Origin of the sequence: Dyella sp., assembly GCF_035685805.1 — a bacterium.
In the GTDB taxonomy this organism is placed as follows: domain Bacteria; phylum Pseudomonadota; class Gammaproteobacteria; order Xanthomonadales; family Rhodanobacteraceae; genus Dyella_A.
The window spans coordinates 137977-157001 of sequence record NZ_DASSAB010000045.1 but is presented as its reverse complement, the minus strand read 5'-3'; the positions used below and the strand labels follow the sequence as shown (position 1 = coordinate 157001).

At 67.9% G+C, this 19025-nt stretch carries 10 protein-coding genes; 4 read left to right on the top strand and 6 right to left on the bottom strand.

What is annotated here, in order from left to right; genetic code table 11:
- Positions 1-14 precede the first annotated feature (14 nt).
- Positions 15-1316 carry an L-fucose:H+ symporter permease gene (fucP, locus tag VFG40_RS13975; RefSeq protein ID WP_324898521.1) on the bottom strand — a complete coding sequence of 434 codons (1302 nt, stop codon included), beginning with the start codon at positions 1314-1316 and terminating at the stop codon, positions 15-17.
- Between the two features lie 185 nt (positions 1317-1501).
- On the opposite strand from fucP, the gene VFG40_RS13970 reads away from it, so the two are divergent.
- The 4 genes from VFG40_RS13970 to VFG40_RS13955 all read left to right on the top strand — a co-directional run bounded on the left by VFG40_RS13970 (position 1502) and on the right by VFG40_RS13955 (position 7778).
- On the top strand, positions 1502-3781 hold the full coding sequence (locus VFG40_RS13970) for a GH92 family glycosyl hydrolase (RefSeq protein ID WP_324898655.1): 2280 nt from the start codon (positions 1502-1504) through the stop codon (positions 3779-3781).
- Between the two features lie 118 nt (positions 3782-3899).
- Positions 3900-5699, top strand: coding sequence for a sensor histidine kinase (locus tag VFG40_RS13965; RefSeq protein ID WP_324898519.1), 1800 nt, complete (start codon positions 3900-3902; stop codon positions 5697-5699).
- Positions 5696-6142 carry a response regulator gene (locus VFG40_RS13960; protein WP_324898517.1) on the top strand — a complete coding sequence of 149 codons (447 nt, stop codon included), beginning with the start codon at positions 5696-5698 and terminating at the stop codon, positions 6140-6142. Before VFG40_RS13965 ends, VFG40_RS13960 begins: the two co-directional genes overlap by 4 nt.
- A 70-nt stretch (positions 6143-6212) precedes the next feature.
- Positions 6213-7778, top strand: coding sequence for a hybrid sensor histidine kinase/response regulator (locus VFG40_RS13955; RefSeq protein ID WP_324898515.1), 1566 nt, complete (start codon positions 6213-6215; stop codon positions 7776-7778).
- Between the two features lie 37 nt (positions 7779-7815).
- On the opposite strand, the gene VFG40_RS13950 is transcribed toward VFG40_RS13955, so the two are convergent.
- The 5 genes from VFG40_RS13950 to pgmB all read right to left on the bottom strand — a co-directional run bounded on the left by VFG40_RS13950 (position 7816) and on the right by pgmB (position 18721).
- Positions 7816-9222 (bottom strand): sigma-54-dependent transcriptional regulator, encoded by a 1407-nt coding sequence (locus VFG40_RS13950; protein WP_324898513.1) that lies wholly within the window; start codon positions 9220-9222, stop codon positions 7816-7818.
- A 140-nt stretch (positions 9223-9362) separates the two neighbouring features.
- Positions 9363-11621, bottom strand: a complete 2259-nt coding sequence (locus VFG40_RS13945) for a glycosyl hydrolase family 95 catalytic domain-containing protein (protein WP_324898511.1) — start codon at positions 11619-11621, stop codon at positions 9363-9365.
- 67 nt (positions 11622-11688) lie between these two features.
- A complete protein-coding gene (locus VFG40_RS13940; protein WP_324898509.1) occupies positions 11689-12954 on the bottom strand; it encodes an MFS transporter in 1266 nt (421 codons plus the stop codon).
- A gap of 132 nt (positions 12955-13086) precedes the next feature.
- Positions 13087-15594 carry a TonB-dependent receptor gene (locus VFG40_RS13935; protein ID WP_324898507.1) on the bottom strand — a complete coding sequence of 836 codons (2508 nt, stop codon included), beginning with the start codon at positions 15592-15594 and terminating at the stop codon, positions 13087-13089.
- 82 nt (positions 15595-15676) lie between these two features.
- Positions 15677-18721: a beta-phosphoglucomutase gene (gene pgmB / locus VFG40_RS13930; RefSeq protein ID WP_324898505.1), complete on the bottom strand. Its 3045-nt coding sequence runs from the start codon at positions 18719-18721 to the stop codon at positions 15677-15679.
- Between the last annotated feature and the right edge of the window lie 304 nt (positions 18722-19025).

Genomic DNA, 19025 nt, shown 5'->3' with positions numbered 1-19025 from the left:
GACATCGGCAAGGCTCAGGCGGCGCTGCGTACCTTCGAGCCGCTGAGGCCGTAGAACACGATGTAGGCGTAGCACAGCAGCGGCAGCAAGAAGGCGTGCTGCAGACCAAAGCGATCGGCCAGCATGCCCTGCAGCAGCGGGACCAGCGCGCCGCCGACGATGGCCATGATGAGCAGGCTGGACGCCTTGCTCGTCATTGGCCCGAGCCGCTCGATGCCCAGAGCGAAGATGGTAGGAAACATGATCGAATTGAACAGGCCCACCGCGATCACGCTGTACATCGCCACGCTGCCCGTGCTCGCCATCGTCGTGGCGACCAGCACCGCGTTGATCGCTGCAAACAGAGCCAGCAGCTTGCGCGGCGGAAACCACGCCATGATTGCGGAGCCGGCAAAGCGACCAAGCATCGCGCCGCCCCAATACCAAGACACGTACTTCGCTGCCGTGGCTTCACTCAGGCGGCCTATTTCCGGCATCGATAAGTAGTTGACCATGTAGGTACCGAGCGATACCTCGGCACCTACGTAACAGAAGATGCCAATCACCCCGAACAGCACGTGGCGCTGCCGCAGCACTTCGGCGAAACCGTGCCGCGCGTGGTCGCCTTTGTCGGTGGATTCGGCCAGCGCCGGCATGCGGAACGCCCACACGAACACCGCCAGCAGGAACAGCGCCACGGCCAGCCCGATGTACGGATACTGCACCGACTGCGCCTGCTGCGCCTGGTAGGCAAGCTGGTCGGCTGGCGCAAGCGCGGCCAGTTCGGTGGGCGACTTCACCGCATTGGCGAGGATCACCACGCTGCCGAAATAGGGGGCCAGGGTGGTGCCGGCCGAATTGAGCGCCTGCGCCAGCGTGAGGCGGCTGGAACTAGTGGCTTCCGGCCCGAGCAGCGCCACGTAGGGATTGGCCGCCACCTGCAGCACGGTGATACCCGCTGCCAGCACGAACAACGCGCCGAGGAAGGCCGGATACAGGTGTAGCGCCGCGGCGGGCCAGAAGCCGAGCGCTCCCACGCCGGCAATCGCAAGTCCCGTGACAATGCCCTTCTTGTAACCGGCGCGCGCGACCAGCCATCCGGCCGGAAGCCCCATCAGGAAATAGGTTCCGAAGAAAGTGAACTGGATCAACGCCGCTTTGGTGTAATTCAGCTGGAACGTCGACTTCAGGTGCGGCACCAGAATGTCGTTCAGGCAGGTGAGGAAGCCCCACATGAAGAAGATTGTGGTGAGCACCCCCAGCGCGAGCGGGTACGTGGTGTAGCGGGCGTTGCCGGACGCGGTCGATGCGGCGGCAGGCGGAGCGGCAAAGGCCATGGCGTGGGTTCCGGATGGGCGAAGGTGCAAGCGTGCCACAAGCACCGACCGCTCCGGCGGGAGTCGGCAGAAGCCAGCAGCCGGGCGAATGTAACCGTTTCCACCCGCGCGCCCATCGCGCGCTGCAACATGGCCGGGCGGTGCTACCTTGGTCGCCTCATTTTTTGCCGCGAGTGACCATGAGCATGCTGCGCAAGCTGTGTTTTCTGATCCCCCTGCTGGCCGTCGCGACGGGCATCGCCACGGCGGCCGACCACGCCGGCGACGTCGATCCGCGCATCGGCACCGGCGGCGACGGCCACACCTTTCCCGGCGCCACGGTGCCGTTCGGCATGATCCAGCTCTCGCCTGACACAGCGATGCCGGACTTCAAGCACGGCTACAAGTGGGCGGCCGGTTACCAGTACGGCGACAGCAGCATCCTGGGCTTCTCGCACACGCACTTTTCCGGTTCCGGGCATTCGGACCTCGGCGACGTGCTGGTAATGCCGCTGGCCGGTGCGGTGAAGCTCGACCCCGGCGACGCGTCCGTGCCCGGCAGCGGCTACCGCTCACGCTTCAGCCACGCCAGCGAGGTAGTGCAGGCCGGCTACTACGCGGTGACCCTTGCCGACTCGGGCGTGCGCGCCGAACTCACCGCCGGCCGCCGCGTGGGCTGGCACCGCTACACCTTCCCGGCCGGTCAGCCGGCGCACCTGCTGCTGGATCTGCGTCCCAGCATCTACGACTACCCGGGCAAGGTGCTGTGGTCGAACCTGCGCGTGCGCGGCGACGGCAGCGTCACCGGCTGCCGCCTCACCAACGGCTGGGCGCCGGGGCGCACGCTGTGCTTCGCGATGCGCTTCTCGCAGCCGATGACCGCGCGCACGCTGTACGACCGCGACACCGATGCGCCGTACAAGGGCTTCAAGGGCCCCGGCCATCAAAACGAGGATCACGACGCGCAGGACGGCCGCGCGCTGGAGGGCGTGTTCGACTTCGGCACGCTGCGTAAGCCGCTGGTGGTGAAGGTGGCGATCTCCACGGTGAGCGAGGCCGGCGCGCTGGCCAACCTCGACGCCGAGGGCGCGGGCTGGGATTTCGATGCGCGTCGCCAGCAGGCGCATCGGGCCTGGAGCGACGCGCTGGCCGACGTCGACATCGACGCGCCCGCCACCGCGCGCACGCAGTTCTACACCGCGCTCTACCACGCGCTGCTCTCGCCCACGCTGAGCATGGACGTCGACGGCCGCTACCGCGGACCGGATCACCAGGTGCATACGGCGAAAGGCTTCGACTTCTATTCCACCTGGTCGCTGTGGGACGTCTACCGCGCGCAGCAGCCGCTGATGGTGTTGCTGCATCCGGACAAGAGCACTGACTTCATCCGTTCGCTGCTCGCCGCGCGCGCGGCCAGCCCGTTCGGCATCCTGCCGGTGTGGGCGTTCGGCGGGCTGGAGACCTGGTGCATGATCGGCTACCACGCGGTGCCGGTGATCGCCGATGCGTACATCAAGGGTGTGCGCGGCTTCGACGCTGACGAGGCGCTGCAGGCGATGGTGGCCAGCGCCAGCTACGGGCCGTACGGCGACCTCAGTGATTACATGAAACTGGGCTACGTGCCGATCGACCGAGAGCCCGAGGGCGCCTCCAAGACGCTCGAGTACGCCTACGACGACTGGACCATCGCGCAGATGGCCCGGGCGCTGGGCAAGCAAGACGTCGCCGCCCGGTTCGGCAAGCGCGCCGGCAACTGGCGCAACGCCTGGGACGCCAGGACCGGCTACATGCGCGCGCGGCTCGCCAACGGTGCGTTCCGCGAGCCGTTCGACCCGGCGGTGGCCGGCTACGGCAGCGACTACACCGAAGGCAACGCGTTCCAGTACTCCTGGTACGTGCCGCAGGACGTGCCCGGACTGATCGAGGCCATGGGCGGCAAGGCGCGCTTCATCGAGAAGCTCGACGGCGTGTTCGATGCGAAGGTGGACCCGGCGCACTTCAAGCACGTGGAGGACATCACCGGCCTGATCGGCTGGTACGCCCACGGCAACGAGCCCAGCCACCACCTGGCGTATCTGTATGACTATGCCGGCGCGCCGGAGAAGACCCAGCAGCGCCTGAAGCAGATCATGGACAGCCAGTACGCGGCGCGGCCGGACGGACTGGCCGGCAACGACGACCTGGGCCAGATGTCCGCGTGGTACGTGTTCACGGCGCTGGGTTTCTACCCGGTGACGCCGGCCAGCGACGAATACGCGATCGGGCGACCGTTCGTCGCCAAGGCCGTGCTGCACCTGGCCAATGACAAAACCTTCACGATCACCGCGGCACCTTTCGACGCTTTGCACCCCTATGTCGGCGAGATCACTCTGAACGGCCAGCCCCTCCCGCAGCCTTTTCTTCACCACCGCGACCTGGTCGCCGGCGGTGAGCTGCATTTCCGCATGACGGCCGCGCCGGCACGCGCGGACGCGCCGGTACGATGAGCATGGTTGTAGACGTAGCGGGCGGCAGCGGGCCGCCCTGCGCCTGCGAGTGGGCGCCAGGCGGGGCGATCGAACGTGCCAGAATGCCGCGATCCGTATCTTCAGGACGCGCCGCTACATGCCCATGAGGAACCCGAGCTTCCTGCGCTGGCGGGTGGTCGGCCTGCTGCTGTCGGTCATCGTGATCGTGGCGCTGCCCTATGCCGTGACCCGCAATACCTCGAACCAGGCGCTGGAGGCGTCCCACTGGGTCACCCACTCCGCCGAAGTGAAGTCGCTTACTTACCGCATCGCCTATCTCAGCCGCGATGCCGAAGCGGCGACCTATCGCATTCTGATGGGGGGCGACGTCAAGGAGGCACGCCAGCGGCTGGATCAGGCCACCAAGGAAGTGTCCCGGCTGATCTGGCAATTGCGCGACTACACCCGCGACAACGTCGACCAGCAGGCGCTGGTCGGTTCGCTCGAGACCACCGTCAACGGACGCGCCACGCTGATGTGGCAGGCGCTGTGGCGCTCGCAGCATGGCGACCCCGACGGGGCGCGGCAGGCGCTGGTCGATTCGGACACGCTGTTCGTGATCGGCGATGTGCTCGACAAGATCGTCACCACCGAAGATCAGCTGCTGACCGAGCGGCGCCAGGCGGCTGCTGCACAGTCGTTCAATTACAAGCTGGTGCTGGGCATTGGCGCGCTGGCGCAGCTGTTGCTGCTGGGCATCGTGGTGGTGGTGTCCGAGCGCCAGATCGGCGAGCGCCTGCGTGCGGAAGAGCGGGAAAGCCAGGCGGTGCGGCGCTCGCGGCAGATCGTGCAGGCGGTGCGTGAGCCGATCGTGCTGCTGGACGCCAAGCTCGACACCTTGCTGATCAACGCGGCCTTCGCCGAGCTGTACGGGCTGGAGCCGGACGAGCAGCGCTCGCTGCCGTTGTCGGAACTTGGCGGGGGGGCCTGGAACGATGGCCCGCTGCTGCAACGCCTGGCCGACGTGATGCTGCGCGACCGCGAGTTGTGGGACTACGAGCTCAGCCAGCGCACTGCCGACGGTGCCGACCGTCGGGTGGTGATCAACGCGCGGCGCCTGCAGCAGGACCACGACGAGCCGGCGCTGCTGATGACGGTGAGCGACATCACCGTGCGTGCGCTGGTGGAGAAGCAGGTGAAGGAGCTCAACCGGCAGCTCGAGGGCAAGGTGGAGCAGATTTCCGACGTCAACCGCGAGCTGGAAGCCTTCAGCTACTCCGTCTCGCACGACCTGCGCGCACCGCTGCGGCATATCGCCGGTTTCGCAGGCAAGCTGGAGCGCCATCTCGGCGAGCATGTCGATGAAAAGGCGCACCACTACCTCGAAGTGATCTCCAGCGCCGCCCAGCGCATGGCGCAGCTGATCGACGATCTGCTGGTGTTCTCGCGGCTGGGCCGTGGCGCCATGCGGATGCAGCCGGTAGACATGCAGTCGATGGTCGAGGAGGCACGCGCGCTGGTGGAGACCGACACCGCCGGGCGCCGGATCGAGTGGAAGGTGGCGCCGCTGCCGGTGGTGGTGGCCGACGAGAACATGCTGCGCACGGTGTGGCAGAACCTGCTCGGCAACGCGGTCAAGTACACCGGCCAGCGCGAACTGGCGAGGATCAGCGTCGAAACCTCCCGCGCCAGCAATGGCGACTATCAGTTCACCGTCGCCGATAATGGCGCCGGCTTCGACATGGAGTACGCCGGCAAGCTGTTTGGCGTGTTCCAGCGGCTGCACCGCGCCTCGGAGTTTCCGGGCAACGGCATCGGCCTGGCCAACGTCCGGCGCATCGTGGCCCGGCACGGCGGCCGGGTCTGGGCCGAGGGCGAGCCGGGGCAGGGTGCCCGCTTCCATTTTTCCCTGCCCGCGTCAGACGCCGGCGATTCCCGTAGACAGGACCGTTCATGAACGATCGTTTTATCCGCACCATCCTCCTGGTGGAAGACAGCCAGGCTGACGCCGAGATGGCGATGGACGCCCTGCGCGAGGCCAACCTCGCCAACCCGGTGGTGCACCTGGAGGACGGAGTCGAATGCCTGGACTACCTGTATTCGCGTGGCGCGTGGGCCAACCGCGACCGCGTCGAGCCGGCGGTGGTGCTGCTGGACATCAAGATGCCCCGCATGAACGGGCTGGACGTGCTCACCCAGATGCGCTCGGACGAGCGCCTGCGACGCATCCCGGTGGTGATCCTGTCCTCGTCCCGCGAGGAGAGTGATCTGGCGCGAAGCTGGGATCTGGGTGTAAATGCGTATGTGATCAAGCCGGTCGACGTGGACCAGTTCTTCGAAGCGGTGCGAACGCTCGGACAGTTCTGGGCCGTGCTGAACCAGGCGCCGGAACTGGACTGAACCAATTGCAGGATCCTGCGGCGTGCGGGGAGCACGGCGCAGGCGTCAAGGGATACCTCGGAAGCCATCCATGCCTCAAAGGCAGACTCGGGCGTTGCCCACCATTCGCGTGCTGCAGGTCGAAGACAGCGCGCTCGACGCCGAGCTGGTGCTCGGCGAACTCGATGCCGACGGCATCGACTACAGCGTGCAGCTCGTCGACGACGAGCAGCTCTACCTGCAGGCGCTGGAGCAGTTCCAGCCCCACATCGTGCTGTCCGACCTCAGCATGCCCGGGTTCTCCGGCCAGCGTGCGCTGGAGTTGCTGCGTGCCCGCGACGAGGACACGCCGTTCATCTTCGTGTCGGCCACGCTGGGTGAGGAGGCCGCCATCGAGGCGCTGCACAACGGCGCGACCGATTACATCCTCAAGCAGAACCCGGCGCGACTGGCCAGCGCGGTGCGCCGCGCGCTGGTCGAGGCGGACGCCCGCCGGGCCGCCCGGCGCGCCGAGTCGGAGCTGATCCGGGCCCAGCGCTTCGAGGCGCTGGCCATGCTCGCCGGCGGCCTCAGCCACGATCTACGCAACCTGCTGCAGCCGCTGCTGCTGGCCGGCGACAGCCTGCAGGACTACGCCGACGACCCGCGCCTGGCGCGGCTCGGTGCGCTGGTGCGCGACTGCGGCAAGCGCGGGCTGGACATGGTGCAGTCGATGCTCTCGTTCGCCCGCGGCGCGCGTCGCGCCGAGCAGGTGCGGCTGGGCGGGCTGATGGAAGCGCTCGACCTGCTGCTGCAGGGCTCCATGCCGCGTTCGATCAACATGGACGTGACGCTCGATGATCCCGATCTCTCCTTCGAGGGCAATCACACCGAGCTGCAGCAGTGCCTGCTCAACCTGTGCCTGAATGCGATCCAGGCGATGCCTGATGGCGGCCACCTGAAGATCGAGTCGGCGCGGGTCAGCCTGTCGCCGGATTTCTTCCTGCAGGGCGAGGAGCCGCAGGATGGCGACTACCTGCGCCTGACCGTGGCCGACACCGGGCAGGGCATGGATCCGGAGACGCTGGAGCGGCTGTTCGAGCCGTTCTTCACCACCAAGAAAGCCGGCACCGGCCTGGGCCTGCTGTCGTGCAAGCGGATCGTGGCCAGCCACGGCGGCGTGATGCGCGTGGACAGCACCCCGGGCCAGGGCACGCGGTTCCACCTTTACATCCCGCTGATGCAGCTGCGCGAGGATGCCGCCAGCCAGGAGGCCGGCGCCGAAGACAACCTGCAGGGCGAGGCGGAGAGCGTGCTGGTGGTGGTGGAGGAGGCCGCGCAGCTGTCGCTGCTGTCGGACATGCTCGATGCCTATGGCTACCAGTCGCACACCAGCCAGAGCGGCACGGTGGCGCTGCAGTGGATCGAGGCGCACGGGCTGCCGGACGTGGTGGTGATGGACGCGGAGATGAACCTGTTCACCGGCGTGCGCACACTGGCGGCGCTGGTCGAGCACGGTTACGGCGGCCCGGTGCTGCTGCTGGCGCGGCCGGAATCGCCGCCCAACCTGGAGGAGCTGCCCGCGCTTGACCATCTGCACGTGGTCAACAAGCCGGTAACCACCAAGGCCCTGCTGCGCACCATGCGTACTGCCCTGAAAAACAGCACGGCCACCTGAGCGGTGGCCGTGGGCACGGGCGATCCGCCGGGGCGGATCAGTCGATGCCGAGCTTCTTGAGCTTGTAGCGCAGCGCGCGGAAGGTGATGCCGAGCTTCTTGGCGGCCGCGGTCTTGTTGTAGCGCGACTCCTCCAGCGCCTTCATGATCGCGGTGCGCTCGAGGTTGCTGATGTAGTCATCCAGCGCCACGCCGCCGGCCGGTGCAGTCAACGGGGGTGCGATTGCGGCGGGGCCCAGGCCCGCTGCGGCACCCACGCCGGCTTCATGAGCCGGCCTTGCGCTGCGCTGGGGCAGCATCAGGTCGGCCGCGTCGATGCTCTCGCCGTCGCTCATCGCCATCGCGCGCTCGAGCACGTTCTCCAGCTCGCGCACGTTGCCGGGAAAGTCGTAGTCGTCCAGCGCCTGCTGCGCCGCCGGCAGCAGCTTGCCCGGCGCGGTGCCGCTCTTGGCGGCGAGCTGGCGCAGGATGTGCGCGGCCAGCAGCGGCACGTCGCCGCGACGCTCGCGCAGCGGCGGCACGCGCAGCTCGATCACGTTGATGCGGTAGAAGAGATCCTGGCGGAACTGGCCCTGTTCGACCAGCGCGGCGAGATTCTTGTGCGTGGCCGAAAGAATGCGCACGTCCACCAGCACTTCCTCGCGCGCGCCGATCGGCCGCACGGCTTTTTCCTGGATCGCACGCAGCAGCTTCACCTGCATGTGCAGCGGCAGCTCGGCCACCTCGTCCAGGAACAGCGTGCCGCCGTTGGCGGCCTGGAACAGCCCCTCCTTGTCGCTGACTGCGCCGGTGAAGCTGCCCTTGCGATGGCCGAAGAATTCGCTCTCCATCAACTCGGTGGGAATCGCGCCGCAGTTGACCGGGATGAACGGGCCGCTGGCCCGCGGCCCCTGCTCGTGGATCAGCCGCGCCACCAGCTCCTTGCCCACGCCCGACTCGCCGGCGATGTACACCGGGGCCTGGTTGCGGGCGAGCTTGCCGATGGTGGTGCGCACCTGCTGCATCACCGCCGACTCGCCGATCAGCCGATCCATCGCGCTGGCGCCGGTGCGGGTGCTGCTCTCGCTGCGCTTTTCCTCGGCCAGCTTCAGCGCCGTGCGCACCAGGCGCCGCAGCATCTGGATGTCGACCGGTTTGGAAACGAAATCGAAGGCACCCGCCTTGAGCGCGCTGACCGCTGCATCGACGTTGCCGTAGGCCGTGATCATCGCCACCGGTGTGTCGGGGTGCTCGTCGGCGATCAGCTCGATCACTTCATGGCCGGTGCCGTCGGGCAGCCGCATGTCGGTGAAGCACAAATCGTAGCTGCGCTCGGCCAACGCGCGGCGGGCTTCGGCCACGGTGCCCACGGCGTCCACCTGCAGGTCCATGCGCCCGAGGGTGATGGTCAGCAGCTCCCGGATATCACGTTCGTCGTCGATGACCAGTACGGTCTGTAGGCTCATGGTTCAAGGCATTGGGGGACTGTCGGGCAGGATACTCGCCGCGCCTGCGGGCGGCAAAGCGCGGTGGCTGGCGCTGCGACGGGTTCGGCACTGCCGTCGCGATGCCGCGCGTGAACGACGCGGCCGCGCGGCCGCCGCGGTCATCGTGCGTGGCGCGTCAGCGTGACCTTGCCGGCGGCATCGCGCGCGATGGTGATGTCGTAGCGTTGCCCGCGGAAGCTCACCTGCCTGAGCGTCACCGAGCGCCAGCCCGGCGGCAGCACCGGTGCATAGGCCGCTTCCAGCCCGGCGTCGTCGATACGCAGGCCGCTGAGACCGTAGACGAAGCTCTGCACGAACCCGGCCGAGGTGGCCAGCAGGTAGCCGGCATTGTTGGCGACGGTCTCCGTGCGCACGTTGAACGGCGGCTTCAGGAAGCCGACCAGGTTGCGCTCGATCCATGCCTTGGCGGCGTCGGCATCGCCGAGCTCTGCGGCGCCCACGGCCAGCATCACCATCATCATTTCGTTGGGATCGTCGCCATGCACCTTCAGCTCGTGCAGCTGGAAGTCGAAGTCGTTGCGGCGCACCTGTGGCGACATCGGCAGATCCAGGTTGGGGTACATCAACCAGGCCAGCGAGGAGCCCATCCAGGTGATCTTGTCGTGCGGCACGGAGGGGTCGAAGTCGTGGTGCCGTTGTGCCGCGGCATCGAACGGAATCAGCATGCCGTCGGCGATTTCGCGCCAGCGGGGGTCCGGTGTGGCACCGACCGCGCGTGCCGCCTTTACCGCGATGCGCAACGCCTTTTGCGCGGCGGCATTGGTGAAGGCGTCGTTCGGCACGTCGTTGTAGGCCTCGTCGGGCGAGGTGACGTGGTGGATCTCGTAGCGGTCGTGCACCGGGTCGTGGGTCACCCGGCTGGCCCAGAACTGCGCCACGCCCTCGATCACCGGCCAGCCGTACTGTTTCAGCCACGCCTGGTCGCCGGTGGCCAGGTAGTACTGCCATTGCGCGATGGCGATATCGGCGTTGACGTGGATCTCGCGATACACGTCGTAGGCAAAGTGCGGGGTCTGGTCGACGCCGGTCTCCGGGTCTGCCTCCCATGGGTACATGGTGCCGCGCGCACCGTACTGCGCCGCCCGCGCCCGCGCCGGCCCCATGGTGCGGGCTCGGAACATCACGATCGGCCTGGCCCGCTCCGGATGCAGCAGCAGCAGCGCCGGGAACACCCACGAGTCGCTGTCCCAGAACGCGTGCCCGGCGTAGCCCGGGGTAAGTGCGCAGGCACCCATCGGCCAGGCGGTACCGACGGTGCTGTTGGACAGCAGGTAGTAGAGGTCGGAGTGGATCGCCCGCTGCACGGCCGGGTCGCCGTCCACCACGATGTCGGATTCCCACAGCCGGTGCCACGCGGCCACGTGGGCGGCGCGCAGCGCGCCGAAGCCTCTGGCGCGCGCTTCCATCGCCAGCGCCCGGTCGGCAGCGGCGTCGCCGCCCCAGCCCTGGCGAGAGGCGGCAATGTACTTGGTGAACACGTAGCGCTGTCCCTGGCGCACCCGCGCGGTCACGTCCAGCGAGAGCTTGTGCGGGCCGCGCACCACGGCGGCGGCGGTGATCTCCAGGCCCTGCGGCAAGTCGATTGCCGCGGCCTCGGCCATGGCCGGACCCTGTTCGGCGCGACCGTCGACGGTCAACGTGCGGTCGCCGGCGTCGCCGCCGGCGGCCAGGATGCGCACCATGCCGGGATACCACACCGGCGCCCGATCCGGGGTGGGCACGGGCTTGTTCTGCAGCGTCTGGCCGCTGGCGATCACGGCGTCGATCATCTCGTCGCCGCTCATGCGGGCGATCGGAAACCGCGGCTGGTGCTCGGACCACAGCCGGATCGGAAAGGTGAGCCGGATTTCGCCGCTGAATTGCGGCGTGATCGCCAGCTGCGTCGCCGCCAGGTGCGGATCGGCCTGGCTGACGAAGCTCACTACCTGCACGTCGGTTGCCTTGCCGGCGTACTGGAACCGGTAGCGCGTGGTGAGCGTGGCGTCGTGCAGGTTCAGCGTCTGCGCGTAGCCGGCAAAAATCGACGCGTCCAGCCGCGTGGCGTTGAGCCAGCCGCCACCGGGGTTGTAGTCGATCTCGCTCCAGCCGGGAATGGCGGCCGGCCGCGAAATGTCGCCCTTGGCGTAGTCCATCAGCGCGACCATGTAGCCCATGGCCGGCTCGGTGCCGCGCACCGTGGTCATGGTCGAGAAGTAGCCGTTGGCCAGGTAGCTGGGGAAGTAGTGGTCGAAGTCCTTCGCGGTGCCGGTGAGCAGGAAGCTCGGGTCGGTGGCGGCGCCCGTGTCGGCGGCGCGCGCGCCAGTGGCGAAGACGGCGCACAGCGCCAGCAGGCATGACGGAAGGCGGTGCACGGCCATGGTGAGTCTCCTGGCAGGGGCGGCGTGCGACGCCGCCGGATGATTTTCGATGAGCCGGCTGACTGGCCTATTTCGCGCCCAGCCCGACCGCCACCGGCGTCAGCGTGCCGGCGCGTTCGGTCTCGCGGCGGAAGAAGAACAGCGTCACCAGCACCAGCGTCATCGGCACCAGCGAGAAGTAGAACGCGTGGATGCCGCCGAAGCGGGCGAACACCATCGCGGTGATGCGCGAGCCGAGCGTGCCGCCCAGGGCGGAGAAGATCACGATCAGCCCGGTCATCGCCGCATGCGAGGGCTTGGGCAGCGAGCTCAGGGCGACGGAGTTGATCACCGGGTAGATCGGCGCCATCAGCAGGCCGATCAGCGGAATCAGGTAGGCCGCCACCGGCGCGCTGCTCCAGCCCACCGAGGCGTCCACCGTGACCCCGCGCGCCAGCGGCAGCACCAGCAGCACCAGCGCGGCCATCGCCAGCACGCAGCCGTTGAGCAACCGGTGCCAGCTCACCCGGCGTAGCGCCTGCCCAGCTGCGAGCCGGCCCACCGCCGTAGCGCCCGCCAGGATCGAGGCCATCTGGATGCTCATCGCATTGGGCAGCTTGAGGATCTCGTTGTTGAAGGTGGGCAGCCAGGTGCTGAAGCTCTGCTCGATCAGCACGTACAGGAACGCCGACAGCAGGAACACGTACACCAGCGGCCGCACCAGCAGCCGCAGCATTTGCCCGACCGATCCGGCGGGCGATGGCCGCGTATCGTCGCGCGCGGCCGACTCGTCCAGCGGCGACACTGCCAGCAGCGCGATCACCGCGCCGCACATCAGTGCCAGCAGCCAGTACACCCGCAGCCACGCGGGGTCGGCCGGGTTGGCCGGATCGATGAAGGCGCTGTACAGCCAGCCGCCAGCGAGCACGCCGACCATGAACAGGCCTTCGATGGTGTTGGTCAGCCGCGAATGCTCGGCGCGGTCGGCGGTGAGCAGGCCGATCGAGGAATAGACGGCCACCTTCGCCAGCGCAAACGCCACGCCGACGCAGGCAAAGAGGAATTCGGTGGTGTGGAAACCGGGAAACATCGGCATCAGCAGGCAGGCGCCGCCGACGATGGTGAGCGCGCCCATCATTGCCCGGCGATAGCCGAGCAGGGGCAGGAACGAGGCCACCACGAACGAGGTGACCGCAATCGGCAGGTCCTTGAACAACTCCAGCAGGCTGGCCTGCGGCTTGTCCACGCCGAAGCTGGCCATCGCCTGCAGGATCACCGTGCCGACGCTGTTGAGCAGGATCGCGAACACCATGTAGATCAGCGCCAGCGCGGCGACCATGCGGAATCGTTTCATGCGGCTCTCGATCGGTGGATCGCGAAAACAGCGCTGCGTAGCGCGCGAGGTGCACGCGCTACGCAACGTACGAAGTAACGCCTGGGCGCGTTGGGGCAGGTGGTTCGGCCTCTGCCCCGACGCGCCGGCCCATCAGAACAGGTACTTCACCTGCACGTTCACTTCGCGGCCTTCCAGCGGACGGGCCAGGATCACGCCGTCGGTGCCGTTGGCGGCGCCGAAGATGCGCGAGTTGCTTTCGGTCAGGCCCAGCTCGTTGGTCATGTTGGTGCCCTGCAGGCGCAGCTGCCAGTTCTGCTCGATGTTCGCCACCACGCCGAAGTCGACGGTGTTGTACGAGCCCAGCTGCTGCAGTGCTGTCTGGTCCTGCGTGTGCGGGCCGACATGGGTGTAGGTGACGAACGCGGTGACGTCGCCCCAGGCGAACGGCAGCGTGTAGCTGGGCGTGAACGCGTAGTGCAACTTGGGCTGGCGCTGCAGCTGCTTGCCGTTGATGAACGCGCAGCCGTCGCCGGTGACCTGGTTGACGTACTTCAGGCACGAGTTGTTGTGCGAGTAGTGGCCGTCCAGGTAGTTCGCCACCAGCTGCAGCTTGAGGTGCTCGATCGGGATGACGTAGCCGGTGAAGTTGATGCCCTTGGAATCGGAGCCGTAAAGCGACTGCGCGCCGACCGGCGCGCCGGCGCCGTCGGTCGGCTGGTAGGTGAGGCCGTTGAACTGGCGGTGGTACACGCTGATGTCGGCGTAGAGCTTGTCGGACTGGTACTTGTAGCCCGCCTCGAAGTTCTGCACCTTCTGCAGCGGCGGCGTGTTGCCGGTGGTGTTGCCGCGCAGCGCGTTGTCGAAGTCGCCGAAATGCGCGCCCTTGTTGGCGCGGAAGTACACGCTCATGTTGTCCGCCAGCGTGTAGTTCACGCCGAAGGTCCACGACGGGTGGGTCTTGTCGTAGTTGGTGGTGGAGAAGGTGCCGTTACACACCGGCACCGAGTTGTTGTAGAGCGTGTTCTGGTTGCCGTCGAGATCCACGTTGCTCAGGTTGCACACCACGTTCTGCGCATCCTGGTTCTCGATGCGACCGGACAGGTCGAACAGCCACTTGCCCACGCGCCACGAGTCGGACAGGTAGAACGCCTTGTTGGTCGCCTTGCCGCGCTCGGTGATGTTGTAGCCGCCGTTGTCGAGGAAGCCCTGGTTGTCGGTGAGCTGATAGTTCTGTCCGCCATCGAGGTAGCTGACGGTGATCGGCGTGGCGTTGGGCGTGTTGGTCATCAGCATCTGGTTGCCCAGCGCCCACTTGTCGTCGTCGGTGTAGTGGGCCAGGTACACGCCGGCGGTGAGCGTGTTGCCCTCGAACAGCTCCTTGCTCAGGCGGAAGTCGTTGCTCATGTTCTTCAGGTGCTTGTGGATGTACCACCAGCCCTGCGAGATCACGCTCTGGCCCGGGTCGACCGCGCCGCCGCCCACGTAGTTGGCGCTGGCAACACTGGTGTCGGGTGTGCTGGCGTCGAGGAAAGCGCCCAGGCTCAGCGGGTTGTTGCCCGAGAACAGCGCGTTGGTGTCGACATCACCCTGGTTGATGAGGAACTTGTCCGACAGGTTCCAGCCGTCGCCCAGGCTGTAGTCGAAGTTGCCGCCGAAGAAGCTCATCTTCGCGCCGCGGCCGTTGGCCAGGTTGGCGCTGGTGCCGCCGCCGGGATAGCCGGCCAGGAACACGTGCTGGATCGCCTTGCTGTAGTACGTGTCGGTGAGCGGATCGAAGCCCGGGTAGGCGCTGAAGTTGTCGGTGCCGCGCTGGATCAGCGGGATCGGCGTGATGAACTGGTTGCGGTCGTTGAGCACGCGCGCGTACAGCGTCATGGTGCCGTTGTCGCTGTCGTGGGTGAGGGTGCCGGTGTACTGGCCGCCCTTGTCGGCGGCGAACTGCGGATCGCGTACGCCGTCGGACACCCGGTAGAAGCCGCCGACGCTGCCGTACCAGTCGGTGGCAATCGGAAAGCCGAAGAAGCCGTCGACGCGGCGCAGGTTCTCGTTGCCGTAGGTAACGCCGATGCTGCCGGACGGCACCTCGGTGCCCTGCTTGAGGATGAAGTTCTCGGTGGCGCCGATCTGGCCGTCGGCGAACACCACCGACGGACCGCCGAGCACGATTTCCGCCCGGTCGACGGTGTCGTCGAGGCGGAAGATCGTGGTCTGCTCGAAGAACGACAGCGTGGGCATGCCGTACAGCGGCGAGCCCATCAGCTGCACCGTGTTGAACGGCGCGTCGCCGCCACCCGGGAAGCCGGCGATCTCGATGTTGGCGCCGGTCTGGCCGCCGGTCGATTCCGGCCACAGGCCCGGCGCGATCTTCAACAGGTCGGCCGTGCTCTTGGGGTTGGCCATCTTGATCTGCTCGGCGGTGGCCGTGGTGATCGAGTAGCTGGCGTCGATCTTGCGCAGGCCGCCGGTGGCGGCATTGCCGGTCACCACCACCTGGTCGAGGTTCTTCGCCTTGCTGGCGTCGGCCTTGGCCTGCGCCTTGCTCGTGGTGCCGGTGCCGGCGTCCTGCGTGGTCGTGTCCTGTGCCAGCGCGAATGCGGGCAGCAGGGTGGCGGCGATCGCCGTCGATAGCGCCAATCGGGTCAGGTGCTTGGTGTGCATGTGCGGTAACTCCCCATCAGTCTTGTGTGACAGCTTTGTTTTGAGATGACGCGCCGCCCCCCGGCGCCGCGCCGGTTCGCCGTTAGGTTGTGTACTGAGCGATGTCGAACGCGGCGACGTTCGGTAACTGCACATCCGCATGCGCCAGGGCAGGCGAATCGCCCACCGCCACCGCGGTCATCCCGGCCGCGAGAATGCTGTCCACGCCAGCCTCGGCGTCTTCCACGCCCAGGCATTCGTGCGGTGCGACGCCCACCCCGCGCGCAGCGTCCAGGAAGATCGCCGGATCGGGCTTGGAGCGGGCGATGCGTCCGGCGTCGACCACGTAGTCGAACAGCTCGGCGATGCCGAGCCGCTCCAGCAACATCGGCGCGTTGCGGCTGGCCGAGGCCAGCGCGATCTTCAGCCCGGCCGCGCGGGTCGAGGCGATCGCGTCGCGGGCGCCGGGCAGCAGGTGCTGTGGACCGAACTGCGCGATCTGGTCGCGGTAGTAGGCGTTCTTGCGCTCGGCAAGGGCGTGTTTCTCCTCCTCGCTGTAGCCGCGTTCGGCGCGCTCGAGCAGGATGTCCAGCGAACCGCGGCGGTCCACGCCCTTCATGCGCTCGCCGGTGGCGTCGTCGAACGGCACGGCAATCTCCGCCGCCAGCTGCTTCCACGCCGCGTGATGCACCACGGCGGTATCGGCGATGACGCCATCCAGATCGAAGATCACCGCCTTGAGCGGGCGCGGCAGGCGCGCCGGATGCAGCGGCAGGTCCAGCTGCCCACCCGGTGCCAGCGTGTGCACGCTGCCGTGGTGGCGAAACTGCAGCGGCGCGGTACCGCCGAGGCTGTAGCGCACCGTCTCGCGGCTGACCTCCACCCGCAGCTGCGCGTTGTGCCAGCGCAGCCCGAAGCGATAGCGCGTCCAGCGTGCCGGCAGGGTTGGGGCAAGGCTCGGCAGGCCGTCGACCACGCGCAGCCCGCCAAAGCCCCAGGTGAGCGCGAGCCAACTGCCGGCCATCGCCGCCATGTGCACACCGTGCGCGGCGTTGCCGTGCAGGTCGTCCAGGTCCACCCGCAAGGTGTCCAGGAAATAGGCGTAGGCCTTGTCGTGTCGGCCTACTTCGGCGGCCAGTACCGCGAAGGTGGAGGCGGACAGGGTGGAGTCGTGGACGGTCACGCCTTCGTAGTAGTCGAAGTTGCGCCGCTTGGTCTGGCGGTCCACGTCGTTGCCTGCCAGCACCAGCGCCAGCAGGGTGTCGGCCTGCTTGCAGACCTGGTGCCGGTAGATGGTCAGCGGATGCATCTCCAGCAGCAGCGGACGCTTGCCGTGGGCGCGCGTGCGCTGGCACAGGCGCGGCTTGTCGAGAAAGGCGTCGTCCTGCGGGAACACGCCCAGCGCCGCGTCGACGGGGAGGTACATCGCGTCGGCGGCACGCTGCCAGCGGTCGATCTCGTCCTCGTGCAGCGCCAGGCGGGCGGCCAGTGCGGCCCAGTCCTGCGGGTACGCGTCGGCCAGCCAGCGTGCGGTGGCCGCCGCGTCGCGCAGGTGCTGCTGCGCCATGCGGTTGGTGTAGTGGTTGTTGTCCACCAGCGCCGAGTACTCATCCGGCCCGGTCACCGAGTGGATGCAGAAGGCACCGCCGCGGCGCGGGTTGAAGTGGCCGATGTCCAGCCACACGCGCGCCGTTTCCACCAGCATCTCGGCGCCCTGCTCGCGCAGGAAGTCGTGGTCGCCGCTGGCGTCCACGTACAGCCGCACCGCCCAGGCCACCGCGGCGTTGATGTGGTACTGCGCCGAGCCGCTGGGAAAGTAGGCCGAGCACTCGTCGCCGCTGATGGTGCGCCAGGCATACAGGGCACCGCGCTCGTGGTTCATCTCGCGGGCATGGGCACGCGCGCGGTCGAGCGTGCGGTAGCGATAGACGAGCATGCCGCGGGCCAGCTCCGGCGCCGCGTTCACCAGTGCCGGCAGCATGAAGGCCTCGGCGTCCCAGAAGTAGTGGCCCTCGTAGCCTTCGCCGGTGAGGCCCTTGGCGGCGGCGGAGCTGTGGCCATCGCGGCCGCTCGACTGGAACACGTGGAACAGGTTGAAACGCAGCGACTGCTCCACCCGCGGGTCGCCCTCGATGGCCAGGTCCGCGCGCTCCCACAGCGGCGCCAGCGCGCGCTGCTGCAGCGCCAGCAGGCCGTCGAAGCCCTGCGCCAGCGCGTGCTCCAGCGCCCCTTCGGCGCGGGCAAGCAATGCATCGGCGCTGTCCTCGGCGTGCGGTTCGCTCCAGGCGTAGGCCACGATCTTTTCCAGCGTCACCGAGGTGCCCGGGGCCAGCTCGCCTTCGTGGATCTGCGCCACGCCGTTGGCCGCCTGGCCCCCGTAGCGGCAGTGCAGCTGGCGATCCAGCCGGTGCTTCTGCACGCAGGCCACGCGCACGCCGCTGTGGCTGGTGCGCTGGACCAGCCACGCGCGCGCCTCGTCGGCGTCGGACTGCTCGGTGTGGAAACCGCCGTCCACCCGCACACCGATGCGCGGGTCTGCACCCTGCTCGATGGCGTCGCGCGCGGTATCGATGGACGACTCCAGCGTGATCGCGCCGTTGTAGTCGACCGACTCGACGCGGTAGCGAATTGCCATCAGCCCCGGGTGGTCCAGCGGCACCAGCCGCTCGGCGTGGATCTCGATCGTCTCGCCGGCGGGGGAGCGCCAGCGCAGCATGCGGCGATAGCAGCCCTGGCGCAGGTCGAGCTCACGACTGAAACCCAGCCACTCGCCCTCGGCCAAGCGCACCGGGATGTCGCCCAGGCGCAGGTGGATGCCGATGGCGTCGGCCACCGGGATGCGCGTGTCGGTATGCGCGGCAAAGCCCGGAAAGCGCTCGTGGTACTCGATCGGCGTGCGCTCCCAGGCGCCGGCCAGGAAGCTGCCGTGCGAGCCGCCCGGCGCTTCCTCCAGGCCACCGCGCACGCCCAAGGCGCCGTTGGCCAGCGCAAACAGGCTTTCGTCCTGCGCGAAATCGGCCGGATGGGTGCCGTGACGCACGATGCGCCACGGGTCGACAGGGGTGTCCGGGAGCCGCGAGGAGTGCGAGGCGGCAGGTGTGGCGGTCGGTACCGGCGAAGCTGCCGGTGCGGTGTCGAGCTTGTCCAAGAATCCCCCGGCGTGGCGTGTGTTCTGTTGCGGCATTGCCAGATCGGCCGGCAAGGCGGCGTGAACATGACAGTAAATGGTATCGATATCAAGACATCGATAACATTGCCGCGGCGCAGCATGAAGGAGTCCCCGTCGGCAACGAGCGCGAACCACGTGCCGGCGCGTTGCGCGCTGCCGCGCGGGGCCCGGTGGCCCCGGAGTTTGACGCGGTGCGACGGGTTAGACGAAAGGTGCAGAAATCGACACACTGGCGACACGCCGGCACGGCAGCCTGCGGCTGAACACGTTGACCCCGGTATGG